We start from the raw sequence: 15,947 nt of genomic DNA, 5'->3' as shown, positions 1-15,947 counted from the left end.
AGGGTGCAAGAGCCTATAAACCAACAAAAACCCAAAGCAAGCCCTACGACTGTGCCTGCTTCCAACACCTCGCGACGGCTAGAAATTCGCTTTCCGGAGGAGTTACCAGTATCAGGCCAGCGCCAAATCATTAAGGATGCCTTGAGCTCTCACCAAGTGGTGATTGTCTGTGGTGAGACCGGGTCAGGTAAAACAACCCAATTACCCAAGATCTGTCTAGACTTGGGTAGGGGCACCATCAATGGCGGCCGGCTGATTGGACATACTCAGCCTCGCCGTATCGCTGCGACAGCGACAGCGAAGCGTATAGCCCAGGAGCTGGGCACGCCAATCGGTCAAGACGTCGGGTATCAAGTCCGTTTTGCTGATAAGACCGGTCAGGGCGCCTCCATCAAACTAATGACTGATGGCATCTTGCTCACAGAAACCCAGCGAGACCCTCAGCTCCGCGCCTATGACACGCTCATCATCGATGAGGCCCATGAACGCAGTCTCAATATTGATTTTCTATTGGGCTATCTCCGCCAGTTATTGCCTAAGCGCCCAGATCTCAAGCTCATCATCACCTCAGCGACTATCGATGCTAAGCGTTTTTCAGATCATTTCGCCTTAAATGGGAAGCCTGCCCCAGTAATTGAGGTCAGTGGGCGTCTCTTTCCCGTAGAGCAGCGCTATGAACCTCTGGAGCCTGATGCAAAACCAGATGGCAAAAAAGAATCTAAAGAGGCTAAGGAAATTCCTGATGCAGTAGCAGAAGCAATCGCCAATGTATGGCGAGAGGGTGCCTCAGGTGCTGGAGATGTCTTGGTGTTCTTGCCAGGGGAGCGAGAGATTCGGGATTGCGCTGAAGCACTTCGCAAAGATCATGTTCTGCAGCAACGGTTTCATCCGGAGATATTGAGTCTCTTTGCTCGCCAATCCGTTGCAGAGCAAGAGCGTGTGTTCAATCCGGGTAATGGTCGACGCATCATCCTGACAACCAACGTTGCCGAGACTTCATTAACTGTTCCCAATATTCGGTATGTTGTCGATAGTGGTTTAGCGCGGGTGAAGCGCTATTCCTATCGCAACAAAGTAGAGCAGCTACAAATTGAGCCAATTTCTCAGGCTGCAGCCAATCAGAGGGCAGGTCGTTGTGGTCGTGTATCGGATGGTATTTGTATTCGTCTGTATAGCGAGCAAGACTATTTAAATCGACCCAAATTTACCGACCCTGAAATCCTGCGAAGTTCACTAGCAGCGGTATTACTTCGTATGAGTTCTCTACGCTTACCTCGCGTTCAAGAATTCCCATTTATTGATAAGCCCTTGGGTCGAGCAATTGCCGATGGCGTGCAGCTTCTGGATGAATTAGGTGCCATCGTCTATGACGAGAGTTCTGTAGGTGACAACCAAGACATTAACAATAGCTTTAAGTTGACTCCCACGGGCAAGCAATTAGCAGATCTTCCGCTAGATCCCCGCATCGGACGCATGCTCTTAGCTGCTAAAGAACAAAACGCACTACGTGAAGTCACCATCATTGCCTCCGCTCTAGCCACGCAAGACCCGCGCGATCGACCAATGGATCAGGTTGCTGCCGCCGATCAAGCTCACCTGCAGTTTGCGGACGAGCGTTCCGAGTTTCTGAGTTTTGTGAAGCTTTGGGATTGGTATCAAGACGCTCTGCAGCATAAGCACAGCAATCGCCAATTAGAAAATCTGTGCCGCAGTAAGTTTTTATCACCAAGACGCTTGCGTGAATGGCGCGATGTTCATGGACAGCTACATACGATGCTTGGTGAAAAGGGTTGGAAAGAAAACGCCTCCGCTGCTACCTATGAACAAGTTCACTTATCTTTGTTAACCGGCTTATTAGGTTATGTTGCTAAAAAAGAAGAAGATGAAAAATCTCAAGAACGCGGAAGCAAGACGGGTGGGTACATTGGCGCTCGCGGGATTCGACCCTTTATTTGGCCAGGTTCAACTATTGGCAAGAAAGCCGGCGCTTGGATTTTGGCGGGCGAGCTTCTAGAAACCAATCGCATGTATGCTCGCACGATTGCCAAGATTGAGCCTCAGTGGGTTGAGAAGGTTGCAGCTCAGCGGCTGATTAAATCCTTAAGCGATCCCTTTTGGGATAGTCGTCAAGGTGAAGTCATGGCATTTGAGCGTGGCACTTTGTATGGCTTGCCGATATATCACGGTCGCCGAGTGCGCTACGAGTCTCATAACCCAGAAGAAGCTCGTGAGTTATTTATTAAGCAAGCCTTGGTTCAGGAGGAAATGTTCGGGCGCATGGATACCCCGGCATTGATGCGAGAGACTGAGGCTGATGCAAGAAAAAAATACCCGGGTAGTTTTGAATTCTTTTGGCATAACCGCAGACTGATTAAAGAGATCGAGGCTCTAGAGCATCGTTCACGTCGCCCCGATGTTTTGGTGGATGATGATCTCCTGTTTGCTTTCTATGATTCACGAATTCCAAAAGATGTTCTCAGTAGAGACAGCATGAAAGCTTGGCTCAAAAATGCAGCAAAGAGCAAGGATTCTGAAGATCAGAGTGCGGACTCTCTGTTGCGTTTGGCTAAAGCAGACTTAATGCGCCATGAAGCTGCAGGCATTACCGTCGATCGCTACCCCAAAAAGATGATTGTTGGTGGAACTGAGTTAAGTCTGACATATCACTTTGAGCCCGGTAGCCCCAAAGATGGAGTCACTCTCGTTGTTCCCTTGACGCTATTAAACCAGGTCGATGGGCGTCGTTGTGAATGGCTAGTGCCAGGTATGTGTGAGGAAAAAATCCATCTGCTACTGAAATCACTTCCCCAGAAATTACGGCGTCACTGTGTGCCTTTGCCTGAGTACGCAAAATCCTTCTTAGAGCGCATGCTGGCAGAAAAACAGTTTGGAGTAGGCGACTTTTTAGATAGCTTAATTACGGATATTCGTAAAGAGCGTGGTTTGGAGATTAAGCGCACGGATTTCAGGCCTGAATCTCTGCCGCTTCATTCATCTATGAATTTCCGACTGGTGGATGAGCATGGCCGCCAGCTTGAATTGGAGCGCAATTTATCTCGATTGCGTGCCGAGCATGGAGAAACTGCTCGAACTGCATTCCAGGCGATTGCCCAGCAGGCAGTTCAAGAGGAGCTTGGCGCCGAAGCTCCTGCAAGCGCCTCAAATACTCCCAGCAATGTCAATCAGAGTGGTAATAACTCGTCAGTAAAAAATGTAGAGCAGGGTGGTTATCGAAGCTGGGATTTTGGAGAGTTACCCGAAACTCTAGAGATTCAGAAAGGTAATCGCACTTTATTCGGTTATCCAGCTTTAGTGGATCGAACTGAGTCATGTGATCTTGAGGTTTTTGATGATTTACTCGAGGCCAGGAAATATCATTGGCAAGGATTGCGAAGACTTTTCGCTTTATCAAATAAAGATACGCTGAAGGCTCTTCAGAAGCAGCTTCCTGGAATTCGGGAGATCGGCTTACTATTTATTAATGTAGGCTCAGTAGATAGCTTGATTGAGCAAATTTTGAATCTTGCTCTTGAGCGGGCATTTATGAATGATCCGTTACCAGTAAATGCAGAGCAATTTGCTGAGCGTCTGCAAGCGGGTAAGCCTCGATTGGCTTTAATTGCTCAAGAGATTTCTAAGCATGCCTTGGGTGCCTTGCAGGCTCACGCAGACCTCCAAAAGAAGTTGGCTCAAGCTAAGGCTGCTTCTGCTAGCGCATATGCAGATATTCAAGCGCAAGTTCAGGGTTTGATTTTCCCGAAATTTGTATCAGACACCCCATACGGCCAGTTAGTGCATTTCCCTCGATATCTCAAGGCGATTGCAATGCGAATTGATAAGTTACGCGCCAATCCTGCTAGAGATGCCCAGTGTCAAAAAGACTGGGAGTCGGTTGCTAGACCATGGCAAAAGTTGGTTCAAGGCAGTCGCGGGTCCGCGACCTACGCTATGGCCGAAGACCAAGCATTAACGGATTTTCGTTGGCAGCTTGAGGAGTTGAGGGTGGCCTTATACGCCCAGGAACTAAAGACCCCAACCCCAATGTCTTTAAAACGACTAGAAAAGGTCTTGGCTAGCTTGCGTTAGGTCAAATTGACCGAATTAGGCGCGCTGCATTGGTGCGTCAATTGCTTACAATGTCAGCTATGCATACTTATATTAGTAAGGCCAAAGTTGGCACTATTTCAGCCCTCACGGTGCTAACCCTTTTTGGGTTAGTTACTTCCGCCTATGCTCAAACTTCGGTTCCTATGGACTCCAAGGCAGAGCCTAAGTTAGCAGTTATTTTGAACTCAGGCGAGGCAACGGTGAGTTTGATTGATATGCCAAGTCGAAAAGTGATTAAGGCGGTTCCTGTTGGTAAGGAACCTCATCACTTGATGATGACCCCAGATCAAAAGACCTTGCTGATTGCCAATGCTGCAGGTAATGATGTGGTGCTGATGAATCCCACTACTGGTGAGTTGACTGGCAGGATCCCTGACATCATTGATCCATACCAAATTGGCTATTCACCAAATCATAAGTGGTTTGTTGCTAACGGCAACCGCCTGGATAGGGTGGATGTCTATCACGCTCAGGGCGCAGATTTAAAATTGGCTAAATCAATTAAGCTAGGCAAGACACCAAGTCACGTAGCATTTACGGCTGATAGCAAGATCGCATTTATCACGCTGCAAGATTCCAATGAATTGGCCGCAATTGATTTAGACACGCAGACTGTCATTTGGAAAATGACTACGGGCAAAGTGCCTGCTGGTGTTTGGATGACTCCTGGTGACCAATATCTTTTAGTGGGTATCACCGGAGAAGATAACGTCCAAGTAATCGATTGGAAGAATCGCAAAGAAGTGAAGCGCATCTTTACTGGCAAGGGCGCCCATAATTTCCGTCCATTAGGCGATAAAAAACATGTTTTTGTGAGTAACCGTATTGCCTCCACTATCAGCATGATTAATATGCAGACCTTGGAAAAGACTGGGGATATTACTGGCTTGCCTGCGGGTCCTGATGATATGGAAATCACTCCCGACGGTAAAACTATGTGGGTTACTCTCCGTTTCTCTAAAAAGGTGGGGGTGATTGATATCCCATCCATGAAGCTAATGACCGTCATCCCAGTTGGAAAATCTCCGCATGGTGTTTTCTTTGCACCACGTGCTGGCTGGGAGTAACTAGCTTAGATGTATTTGCATAGCACTCTGGCTCGGATCACGGCGCTATTTTTTTTAGCGACATTCTCTTCGTTTGGATTTTCTCAAGAGACGCAATGTAAAAAAACGATTTATCTAACATTTGATACTGGCAACATGTCTGTTGCTCAGACTGTTGCGGACATCTTGAATCGTCAAAAAATCAAAGCCACTTTTTTTCTGGCAAACGAAAAAACTAACCGCGGCGATTTTTCTCTTGATGATTCTTGGAAGTCCTATTGGCAAGACCGCTTACGTGAAGGTCATCACTTTGGCAGCCATACCTATGACCATTTGTACTTTGTCAAAGATGGGCCCAGTGGAGAGATCTTTGCAAAGCCACAGTTTGGCCCCAAGGCGGGCGTGATGAGTTTGTATAACGAAGCGAGCTATTGCCGAGAAATCAGAAGGGTTGATGATCGTTTTAAAGAACTCACTGGTAGTCATATTCATAAAATCTGGCGTGCCCCCGGTGGAAAAACCTCTCCTCGATCAATTCGGATGGGATCACAGTGCGGTTACCAACACATTGGCTGGGATCCTGCAGGATTTCTGGGGGATGAGCTCAGTTCGCAGACCCATCCCAATCAGATGCTCCTCGATAAAGCGAGTAGTCAACTCCAAGACGGCGATATCACTATGGCCCATTTAGGGATTTGGTCGCGTAAAGACCCTTGGGCTCCAGTAGTTTTAGAGCAGTTGATTATTAATTTAAAGGGTCGAGGATTTTGTTTTGCAACTCTGCCAAAACAAGATAAATAAGTCACAATTGACTATATGGATTCCAATCCTTTAATAGCCGCCATCTCTTCTGCCTATGCTAGCACTCAAGAATTCTTGTTTGCTAATGTAGCTGGACCCATTCTGTATCAATTCGATCTCATGTCGATGGCAGAGGATGTATTTGATGGAATCGATTGGTTCTTATTTGGTTGTATTCAGATCTTGCTGATTGCCATCATTTTGCGCACCTGGGAAAGATTTGCGCCGGCGGAGGTTCAGGAGCGTTTCGCCAAGAGCTCCAAAGCAGATATTTTTTACACCTTGTTTCATCGGCTGGGTATTTTTCACGGATTGATTTTTCTCGCTTTGTCGGGATTTTTCTTTCAAATTGATTCAGTGCTCCATGATTTCCGTTTTAGTAGGTTGAATGTTGAGTCATGGTGGCCGCCAATGACATCCATCCCATTAGTGAGTTTTTTCATCTACTTCGTCTTATTGGATTTTGTTGAGTACTTGTATCACCGCGCTTCACATACATTTAACTGGTGGTGGCAATTGCACGCTTTGCACCATAGTCAAACCGTCATGACTGCTTGGTCTGATGATCGCAATCACATACTCGATAGCATCTTGCATGCAGTGGTGTTTTCTTTCTTTGCCTTACTGTTTGGTGTGTCCCCAAGCCAATTTATTTTGCTGGTGGTCCTGAGTCAATTTATTCAGAGCTGGCAGCATGCTAATCTGAAAATTCATCTTGGTGCTTTTAAGTATCTTTTGGTTTCTCCGATGTACCACCGCATGCATCACGCAGTAGGCTATGGCCACGAAGCTAAAGGTAAGCCTGGTGTTTTAGGTGGCTGCAATTTTGGTGTTTTGTTCCCGTGGTGGGACATGATGTTCAACACTGCTATTTTTCCGAAGGAAGTTCATCCCACTGGCGTTAGGGGTTTAGCTATTTCTCCCAATGTATTTCAGCAGCAGTGGCAGGGTATTGTCCACTCAGTTCGAGAAATTTTCCCGAAGATAAAGTAAAACCAGCAGTTCATTTGTTGATAATGGAAATCTATGGATAGCATGCAGCAAGTATTCAAGTCTTTTGGCTTGGCTTTAGTAGGAACAATGCATCCTAGAATGCTGTGGTTAAGTCTGCGCCCATTTCTGATTGTTTCAATTTTATGGGGTAGCTTAATTTGGCTGACTTGGACTCCGGCCCTCGAGATGCTCAGCATCTTTTTGACAACTTCTATCTTTACGAGTTGGATTCAGGACGGCTTAATTTGGGCCGGCTTTGAAAATGCGCGTGCTTGGATTGCGCCACTATTTTTTGTGATGCTGTTGATTCCTTTGATTGCCATCAGTCTATTGGTATTCATCGCCTTCACAACTGTCCCCACTATTGTCAAGGTAGTGACTCGTCAGCATGCCTATAAAGACATCGAGAGAAAGCGGGGCGGGGGTTTATTTGGAAGCCTTGTTTATACGATTTGGTCTGCTTTAATCTGTCTTGCATTGGTGATGTTGACCTTGCCAGTGTGGTGGATTCCGCCCCTAGTTGCGGTCTTGCCACCATTGATATGGGGTTGGCTGACGATGCGACTCATGTCCTACGATGTCTTGGCACAACATGCCACAGCAGAGGAGCGTGACACGCTCTTGCATCAGCATCGCTGGTCGCTCTTGGCCATGGGGATTGTTTCAGGCATGCTCGGTGCTGTGCCTACTTTCTTTTGGGCAACCTCGGCATTGGCTTTAGTCTTATTTCCGATTGTGAGTTTTGTTGCTCTTTGGATTTACTCTTTAATTTTTGTATTTGCTGCGCTGTGGTTTACGCATTATTTGCTCGATGCACTAAAAGAGTTGCGCAGGTCTGAGATGGAGAAGACTTTAAATATTGAGGCGCGTGTAATTGATATGGAGCTCCCGTACCATGGTTGAAGCATCAAAACAGGCCAGTATTGATTTGCCTGAGACTAAGTCACGCCGCTTTGGTTTGATTGTGATCGGCGATGAAATTTTGTCAGGTCGTCGTCAAGATAAGCACCTTAGCAAACTCATTGAGTTGCTCAATGAGCGTGGCTTGAGTTTGTCTTGGGCTAAATATGTAGCAGATGATCCTGAGCAAATTACGGCCACCCTTAAGGATAGTTTTGCCAGCGGTGACGTGGTTTTCAGTACTGGTGGTATTGGCGCCACTCCTGACGACCATACTAGGCAGTGTGCTGCTTTGGCGCTCGGAACTAAAACCGAGTTGCATCCAACTGCGCAGGAATTAATTGCGGGTCGCATTCAGTCTATGGCAGAGGGTGATCCCATTAAGGCAGATCTCAATACGCCTGAGAATCAACATCGATTCAAGATGGGGGAGTTTCCCCTGGGCAGTGACATTATTCCGAATCCCTATAACCAGATTCCAGGCTTTTCTATTCGAGAGCACTACTTTGTTCCTGGCTTTCCGGTGATGGCAGCCCCAATGATGTCCTGGTGCCTAGATAACTACTATCAAGACCTCTTTCATCGTGACAATTGGGCTGAGCAAAGTTTTATCGTTCCCAAGGGTGTTGAATCAACTCTAACGCCATTAATGGAGCGTATTGAAGCTTCTTTTCCTGGGGTAAAGGTCTTTAGCCTCCCATCTGTCGGCGACTCCTCTAAGGGTGGCGTTTACGCTGAGCGCCATATCGAATTAGGTATCAAAGGCAATGCAAACCTGCTTGAAAGTGCTTGGATTGCTCTGCGAGCTGGCACTGAGGCCCTGGGATATGTAATTCACGATATTGCTAAGTCTAATTAAGCACTAATTTGGTGCAAATATAGCAATTTTTAGACTTTTGACCGATATTTGAGCACTTAATTAGTGCAATAATGATTGTTCCCATTTGTTTGCTTCAGTAAATTAGATGCATCCCAAGGGCATGTTTGATGCCTGGAATGAACAAGGGTGTACACCTTAAGTTTGTATTCCGAATTTAGTTAATAGAGGAGATTTGCATGACGAAGACCGTCGCTGATGTGATGAAGTTAGTTAAAGAGAAAGAATGTACTTTTGTTGATTTCCGCTTTGTAGATACAAAGGGTAAAGAGCAGCACACTACAGTACCTATTTCCCATTTTGACGAAGACAAATTTGAGAGCGGTCATGCGTTTGACGGTTCATCTATTGCTGGTTGGAAAGGTATTGAAGCTTCTGACATGTTGTTGATGCCAGATCCAACAGCTTGCTATATCGACCCATTCTATGAAGAGCCAACATTGGTGATCACATGTGATGTGATCGAGCCTTCAGACGGCAAAGGTTACGATCGTGACCCACGTTCGATTGCAAAGCGTGCTGAGTCTTATTTGAAGAGCACCGGCTTAGGCGATACAGCTTATTTTGGTCCAGAGCCAGAATTCTTTATTTTTGATGGCGTCCGTTGGGGTGCTGATATGCAGGGTTGTTTCGTTAAGGTAGATTCTGAAGAGGCTCCATGGTCTTCAGCTGCTGAAATCGAAGGTGGTAACACTGGTCACCGTCCAGGTAAAAAAGGCGGTTACTTCCCAGTTGCTCCAGTAGATACATTCCAGGACATGCGTTCTGAAATGTGTTTGATCCTCGAATCTTTAGGCATTCCTGTCGAAGTTCATCACCATGAAGTTGCTGGTCAAGGCCAAAACGAATTGGGTACCAAGTTCAGCACATTGGTTGAGCGTGCTGACTGGACTATCTGGCAGAAGTACGTTGTTCAAAACGTAGCCCATGCTTATGGCAAGACAGCCACATTTATGCCTAAGCCTATCGTTGGTGACAATGGTTCTGGTATGCACGTTCACCAATCTATTTGGAAGAACGGCGAGAACTTGTTTGCTGGTAACGGCTATGCAGGTTTGTCAGAGTTCGCATTGTTTTACATCGGCGGCATCATTAAGCACGCTAAAGCATTGAATGCGATTACCAACCCAGGTACAAACTCATACAAGCGTTTGGTTCCAGGCTTTGAGGCTCCAGTGAAATTGGCTTACTCTGCTCGTAACCGTTCTGCTTCGATTCGTATTCCACACGTTTCAAGCCCTAAAGGTCGTCGTATTGAGACTCGCTTCCCTGATCCATTGGCTAACCCATACCTCTGCTTCTCAGCTTTGATGATGGCCGGTTTAGATGGTGTTCAGAATAAGATTCATCCAGGTGAAGCTGCTGACAAGAACTTGTATGACTTGCCACCAGAAGAAGATGCAAAGATCCCAACCGTTTGTGCAAGCTTGGAAGAAGCATTAGAGGCTTTGAACAAAGACCGTGAGTTCTTGACTCGTGGTGGTGTCTTTACAGACTCTATGATCGACGCATATATCGCTTTGAAGATGGAAGATGTCACACGTTTCCGTATGACGACTCATCCAATCGAATTCGATATGTACTACTCCCTGTAAGCGAAGGAGAAATGTTGAGCGCAGGTCTGTTGCGCAATTCGTTCAAAGGGGCAGCTTCGGCTGCTCCTTTTTTTCCGACATTGCTTGATCAGATGCCCAATGCCATAGTGGTATTTGAGGCTGAGACCCAACAATTGGTTTACGTGAATCCCGCCGCAGAGTCTGCACTGGATCTGTCACGAAAATCACTTGAGGGTCAGTCTGTGCACAACCTCTTTGGGGATAATGCCTCCATTAAGCGCATGATCGAAGAGGTCAAAGCGGGGCATGTATCTGCACAACGCCAAGAGATGGTATTGCATTCTTTACCAGGTAGCATTCATCAGGAGTCAATTCCTGCGCACGTAGTCGTAGCTAGTCTTGAAGGCCCGACACTAATCATGATGGAATGGTTTCCAATTGATCAGCAGCTACGCAGTGAGCGTGATGAGCGTGTCACGCAGCAGGTAGAGGCAAATAAACAGTTAATGCGTAACTTAGCACATGAGATTAAAAATCCTTTGGGCGGCATTAGAGGTGCCGCGCAATTACTAGAGTTTGAGCTTCCAGAGAAGGGCTTGCGTGAATACACCCAAGTCATTATTAAAGAATCGGACCGCTTGCAGAACTTAGTTGATAGATTACTTGCGCCACATCGTAAAGCGCACGCTATGGAATCATTTAATGTCCATGAGGCATTGGAGAGAGTTCGTAGCCTAGTTTTAGCTGAGTTTCCAAAAGGATTGCGGATTATTCGTAACTACGACACTAGTCTTCCTGAGGTTCTGGGTGATCGCGAGCAATTGATTCAGGCAGTCCTCAATATTGCTCACAATGCTGCTCAGGCTTTATCAGAGGAAATACAGCAAGGCATTGCTCAAATTGAATTGAAGACAAGGGTGGCTCGTTCGGTCACCATCTCCAAGCAACGTTACAAAATGGCCATGGACTTGCATGTGATTGATAACGGCCCAGGTATCCCTGAGGATATCCGTGAGCGTATTTTCTTTCCACTAGTCTCTGGCAGGGATGGTGGCAGCGGTCTTGGCCTCACCCTCGCACAAACTTTTGTACAGCAACACCAAGGCTTTATTGCCTGTGACAGTCGTCCTGGACGGACTGACTTCCATATTCAAATTCCTTATCGTAGGCAGGAGAAAGCATTATGAAACCCGTTTGGATCGTGGACGATGACCAATCTATTCGTTGGGTGCTAGAAAAGGCATTGACTCGCGAGAACATTCCTCACAAGAGCTTTTCTAATCCGAATGATGTGCTCGATGCCTTGGAGAAAGAAGTTCCTCAAGTATTAATTTCTGATATTCGGATGCCGCGTGGTAATGGTTTAGATCTTTTGCAAAGTGTAAAAGAAAGCCATCCAATGCTTCCAGTCATCATCATGACTGCATACTCGGATCTAGATTCAGCAGTCTCATCATTTCAGGGTGGCGCATTTGAATACCTTACTAAGCCATTTGATATCGATAAGGCTGTAGAGTTGATTCGTCGTGCGATGGAGCAAAGTGAGCGTAATCTTTCCGGCAATAAAGAGATGAATGGCTGGAGACAGGATTCCACTGAGATTATTGGTCAGGCACCTGCAATGCAGGAGGTTTTTAGAGCAATTGGACGATTAGCTCAGTCCCATTCCACAGTATTAATTACTGGTGAATCCGGTACTGGTAAAGAGTTGGTCGCGCAAGCGTTGCACAAGCATAGTCCTCGTGCTAAAGGTCCATTTATTGCCTTTAGCACTGCTGCAGTACCTAAGGATTTATTAGAGTCTGAACTGTTTGGTCATGAGCGTGGCGCTTTCCCCGGTGCTTTGACTTTGCGTCGTGGCCGCTTTGAGCAGGCTGATGGTGGTACTTTATTTTTAGATGAGATTGGCGACATTCCATTTGATCTTCAAACTCGCCTATTGCGCGCTTTAAGCGATGGTCATTTCTATCGAGTTGGTGGGCAAGACCCCATTAAGGCCAATGTTCGAATTATTGCTTCAACCTACCAAAATCTAGAGGCCCGAGTTGCTGCAGGTGCTTTCCGCGAGGATTTATTACATCGCTTGAATGTTATTCGCTTGCGGATGCCAGCCTTACGTGAGCGCGCCGAAGATATTCCAGTGCTGGCACGACATTTTATGTTGTCATGCGCCAAATCTCTGGGTGTCGAAGCTAAAAAGCTATCTGATGAAGTATTAAAGGACATTAGCGTTATGCCATTTCCTGGCAATGTCCGACAGCTGGAAAATCTTTGCCATTGGCTAACAGTAATGACGCCGTCCAATGTCATTGGTGTCAGTGATTTACCTGCTGATATTTTGGCTGAAGCGGGTGAGCAGCCCGTCTTATTGCAGGGTGAATCTAGTCCTTCGGCCCAAGTAGTGCTGAGAGGTGCTTCCATAGATTGGGAGAGTGGTTTGGGTCGCCTGGCTGCCAAAATGCTTCAGGATGGCGATGCGGAAGTGTATGACGTACTATGCTCAAAATTTGAAAAGGCGGTGTTGCAGGCAGCTCTTGAAGTAACCCGCGGAAGACGCGTCGAGGCTGCGCAGCGTCTTGGAATTGGTCGCAATACGATTACTCGTAAATTGCAGGAGCTTGGTATTGATGGCTGAGTCAGTAAGAATAGCTGCTTGGAATGTGAATTCACTGAAGGTACGTTTACCTCATGTACTCAAGTGGCTGCAGGACCAAGAGAAGGCTAAGAAGCCGATTGATGCTCTTTGTCTTCAAGAGCTCAAGCTCACTGATGATAAGTATCCGCACAAGGAACTTGAAGATGCGGGCTACCTCAGCATCGCTGCTGGTCAGAAGACTTATAACGGTGTGGCCATTATTGTTCGCAAAGCTGCATTAGCTCCGATTGCCAGTAATCATGAAACAACTTTTTTAAAGCCCATTAGAAATATCCCTGGCAACACGGATGAACAACAGCGTATTTTGGCAGCTACAGTGTGCTTTAAAGGGATGCAACCCATTCGCTTGGTATCTGCTTACTTCCCTAATGGACAATCGCCCGATAGCGATAAGTTTGCCTACAAATTAGCTTGGCTCAAAGCTTTAGAAGATTGGTTAAGCGATGAGTTGGCTCAGAATAGTCGCTTAGCACTTTTGGGCGATTTCAATATCGCACCTACGGATGATGATGTGCATGATCCCGCTAAGTGGATTGGTCAAAACCTCGTTTCCCCGCCTGAGAGAGAGGCGTTTCAGCAGCTTTTAAATCTAGGGCTTATCGATTCTTATCGGATGTTTGAACAGGCGCCTAAATCCTTTAGCTGGTGGGATTACCGCATGATGGGCTTCAGAAGAAATGCTGGAATGCGGATTGATCACATTCTATTAAGCGAGGCCCTTAAAGATAAATGCACAGAAAGCATTATCGATAAAGAGCCTCGTACTTGGGAGCAACCTTCGGATCACGCCCCCGTCATTGCAAAGATTTCAGCCTAGAACTTTTAGCTTCACTGGGTGACCAGGCCGCCGTGACGAAGTAGGGCATCAATACTGGGTTCTCTGCCTCTAAATGCCTTGAATGACTCAGCTGCCGGACGACTGCCGCCTACCTCCAAGATCTCTTGGCGATAACGAGCCCCCGTTTTTTCATCCAGAACACTGCCAGTGAGTTTTGCTGCTTCTTCAAAGGCAGAGTAAACATCCGCAGAAAGTACTTCAGCCCATTTATAGCTGTAATAGCCTGCTGCGTAACCTCCTGCAAAAATATGGCTAAAGGTATTGATCCATCGGGAGATAGCTGGTTGCGGAATAACATTGAATTCATCTGCAATGCTTTTAGATAGCTCCAACACCGCCTGACCTTTTGCATTTACAGCATCAAAATTAGCATGCAGGCGCCAATCAGTCAGAGACATCACCACTTGGCGCAATGTCATATAGCCATTTTGGAAGTTCTTTGCAGCTAGTATTTTTTCATAAAGCTCTCGGGGGAGAGGTTTTTCAGTCTCAGCATGTGAGGTCATCTTTTCTAAGACCTCCCACTCCCAGCAGAAGTTTTCCATGAACTGGCTCGGTAATTCAACCGCATCCCATTCCACACCATTGATACCGGATACACCTAAAGCGCTTACCTGGGTTAAGAGGTGATGCAGGCCATGACCACTCTCGTGGAATAGGGTGATGACATCATCATGCGTAATGGTGGGTTGACGCAGCACGCCATCTACTTTTACTGGAGGTGCAAAATTGCAAACCAAATACGCTACTGGCACTTGAATCTCACCATTAGGCAATTCTCTGCGACCACGCGCATCATCCATCCAGGCGCCACCGCGCTTACCAGGGCGAGCATATGGGTCTAAATAGAAGTAGGCTACAACCCTGTCTTCAGCATTCTTAACCGAGAAGGATTGGACATCCCCATGCCAAGTTGGCAGATTGGCGCTCTCAATTTTCACACCAAACAAAGTCTGGATGACTTGAAAGAGTCCATCTAGCACTTTGGGTAGCGGGAAATATTGCTTGAGTTCATTCTCGGAGAAAGAGTAGCGTTCTTGTTTAAGTCTTTCAGAGGCAAAAGCAATATCCCATGGCTCCAGTCCATCGCCAATATTCAATTCAGCTTTGGCAAAGTTAGAAAGCTCTTGCCAATCTTTCAGTGCAAATGGTTTCGCTTTTTGTGCAAAGGTAGTGAGGAACCCATCTACCTCACTGACACTGCTGGCCATTTTGGGGGCTAGACTCAGAGCAGCATAGTTCTCAAACCCTAGCATGCGTGCTTCTTCATCACGCAACTTGAGTTGCTCCAGCATATTTGCAGTGTTGTCCCAATCTAGCTTTCCTTTTGAATACTGGGGAGCCAATTCTGAGGCTCGCGTTACGTAAGCTTCATACATCAAGCGACGTAGTGAGCGATTCTCTGAGTACTGCATGACTGGGTAGTAAGAGGGGAAGTGGAGGGTAAAAGCCCAACCTTGCAAACCTTTTTGCTGTGCTGTATCTGCAGCTGCGGCAATGGCGTCTTCAGGTAACCCTGCCAACTCAGACTTGTCTGTAACGAGATGGACAAAGCTGTCAGTCGCATCTAATACATGGTCTGAAAATGCTTTTCCTAGCAATGCTTGCTCATCCTGAATTTGGGAAAAACGTGGCTTATCACCATCACTCAGTTCTGCTCCGCCGAGACGAAAATCCCTTAAAGAATTTTCAATCACTTTTTTCTGCGAAGTACTTAGATTGGCATAGCTAGAGCTTTGACTAAGCTCTTTGAATCTCTGGTAAAGCGCTAAGTTTTGACCTAGGCTTGAGAAGAACGCGGTAACTTTGGGGATCATTTCACCATAAGCTGCTCTCAGTTCTGGCGTATCTGCAACACTATTGAGGTGTGAAATCACTCCCCATGATCTGCTGAGAGATTCGGTGGCATCTTCGAGAGGCTCAACCAACTCATTCCAGCTTGCTGGCGTCTTTGGGTCGACCGCTTGAGCCACTGCTTTCTCCGCTTGTGCCAGTAGAAAATCTATCGCAGGTTTAATGTCCGAAGACTTGACCTGAGAGTAGTCGCAAATACCTCGGCCGAATGAAATGAGTGGATTTTGTTGTAGGTCAGCAGAGGCTTGTAAAGGGGTAGATGTAGTCATCCCTCTAGCTTAATGGACTGCAGGCAATTTTGCCAAAAGTCCCAATCAAT

General features: G+C 46.6%; 11 protein-coding genes. 10 read left to right on the top strand and 1 reads right to left on the bottom strand.

Annotation, left to right across the window (positions count from 1 at the left end; translation table 11 throughout):
• Positions 1-3 precede the first annotated feature (3 nt).
• The 10 genes from hrpA (at position 4) to xth (ending at position 13,753) form a co-directional block, all read left to right on the top strand.
• Complete coding sequence (hrpA, locus tag A2X74_RS08815) at positions 4-4,086, top strand: ATP-dependent RNA helicase HrpA (protein ID WP_293626869.1); 4,083 nt, start codon at positions 4-6, stop codon at positions 4,084-4,086.
• A gap of 32 nt (positions 4,087-4,118) precedes the next feature.
• Entirely contained in the window at positions 4,119-5,174 is a 1,056-nt protein-coding gene (locus A2X74_RS08810) for a cytochrome D1 domain-containing protein (RefSeq protein ID WP_363925346.1), read from the top strand.
• A 9-nt stretch (positions 5,175-5,183) separates the two neighbouring features.
• On the top strand, positions 5,184-5,954 hold the full coding sequence (locus A2X74_RS08805; protein WP_293626871.1) for a polysaccharide deacetylase family protein: 771 nt from the start codon (positions 5,184-5,186) through the stop codon (positions 5,952-5,954).
• A 15-nt stretch (positions 5,955-5,969) separates the two neighbouring features.
• Entirely contained in the window at positions 5,970-6,947 is a 978-nt protein-coding gene (locus A2X74_RS08800; protein ID WP_293626873.1) for a sterol desaturase family protein, read from the top strand.
• Positions 6,948-6,989: 42 nt separating this feature from the next.
• Positions 6,990-7,850 carry an EI24 domain-containing protein gene (locus tag A2X74_RS08795; protein ID WP_293626875.1) on the top strand — a complete coding sequence of 287 codons (861 nt, stop codon included), beginning with the start codon at positions 6,990-6,992 and terminating at the stop codon, positions 7,848-7,850.
• Entirely contained in the window at positions 7,843-8,706 is an 864-nt protein-coding gene (locus A2X74_RS08790) for a molybdopterin-binding protein (RefSeq protein ID WP_293626877.1), read from the top strand. Before A2X74_RS08795 ends, A2X74_RS08790 begins: the two co-directional genes overlap by 8 nt.
• Positions 8,707-8,903: 197 nt before the next feature.
• Positions 8,904-10,319, top strand: a complete 1,416-nt coding sequence (glnA, locus tag A2X74_RS08785; RefSeq protein WP_216275440.1) for a type I glutamate--ammonia ligase — start codon at positions 8,904-8,906, stop codon at positions 10,317-10,319.
• A gap of 11 nt (positions 10,320-10,330) precedes the next feature.
• Positions 10,331-11,467, top strand: coding sequence for a nitrogen regulation protein NR(II) (gene glnL, locus A2X74_RS08780; RefSeq protein WP_293626884.1), 1,137 nt, complete (start codon positions 10,331-10,333; stop codon positions 11,465-11,467).
• A complete protein-coding gene (gene ntrC, locus A2X74_RS08775) occupies positions 11,464-12,915 on the top strand; it encodes a nitrogen regulation protein NR(I) (protein WP_293626886.1) in 1,452 nt (483 codons plus the stop codon). Before glnL ends, ntrC begins: the two co-directional genes overlap by 4 nt.
• Positions 12,908-13,753 carry an exodeoxyribonuclease III gene (gene xth / locus A2X74_RS08770; RefSeq protein WP_293626888.1) on the top strand — a complete coding sequence of 282 codons (846 nt, stop codon included), beginning with the start codon at positions 12,908-12,910 and terminating at the stop codon, positions 13,751-13,753. Before ntrC ends, xth begins: the two co-directional genes overlap by 8 nt.
• Positions 13,754-13,764: 11 nt before the next feature.
• Here the strand turns inward: xth and A2X74_RS08765 are convergent, their stop codons facing one another.
• The gene (locus tag A2X74_RS08765; protein WP_293626890.1) at positions 13,765-15,897 is read right to left on the bottom strand and encodes a M3 family metallopeptidase; all 2,133 of its coding nucleotides are present in this window, start codon (positions 15,895-15,897) and stop codon (positions 13,765-13,767) included.
• Positions 15,898-15,947 lie beyond the last annotated feature (50 nt).

The sequence above is a fragment of the Polynucleobacter sp. GWA2_45_21 genome (assembly GCF_001830325.1).
Lineage (GTDB): Bacteria > Pseudomonadota > Gammaproteobacteria > Burkholderiales > Burkholderiaceae > Polynucleobacter.
This window is presented reverse-complemented; position numbering and strand designations above follow the sequence as displayed.

Bases quoted from the DNA above. Each gene is read 5' to 3' on its own strand.
- xth (WP_293626888.1), top strand. From the start codon at position 12,908: ATGGCTGAGTCAGTAAGAATAGCTGCTTGGAATGTGAATTCACTGAAG.
- A2X74_RS08800 (WP_293626873.1), top strand. From the start codon at position 5,970: ATGGATTCCAATCCTTTAATAGCCGCCATCTCTTCTGCCTATGCTAGC.
- glnA (WP_216275440.1), top strand. From the start codon at position 8,904: ATGACGAAGACCGTCGCTGATGTGATGAAGTTAGTTAAAGAGAAAGAA.
- A2X74_RS08765 (WP_293626890.1), bottom strand. From the start codon at position 15,897: ATGACTACATCTACCCCTTTACAAGCCTCTGCTGACCTACAACAAAAT.
- glnL (WP_293626884.1), top strand. From the start codon at position 10,331: ATGTTGAGCGCAGGTCTGTTGCGCAATTCGTTCAAAGGGGCAGCTTCG.
- A2X74_RS08795 (WP_293626875.1), top strand. From the start codon at position 6,990: ATGCAGCAAGTATTCAAGTCTTTTGGCTTGGCTTTAGTAGGAACAATG.
- ntrC (WP_293626886.1), top strand. From the start codon at position 11,464: ATGAAACCCGTTTGGATCGTGGACGATGACCAATCTATTCGTTGGGTG.
- A2X74_RS08805 (WP_293626871.1), top strand. From the start codon at position 5,184: ATGTATTTGCATAGCACTCTGGCTCGGATCACGGCGCTATTTTTTTTA.
- A2X74_RS08790 (WP_293626877.1), top strand. From the start codon at position 7,843: ATGGTTGAAGCATCAAAACAGGCCAGTATTGATTTGCCTGAGACTAAG.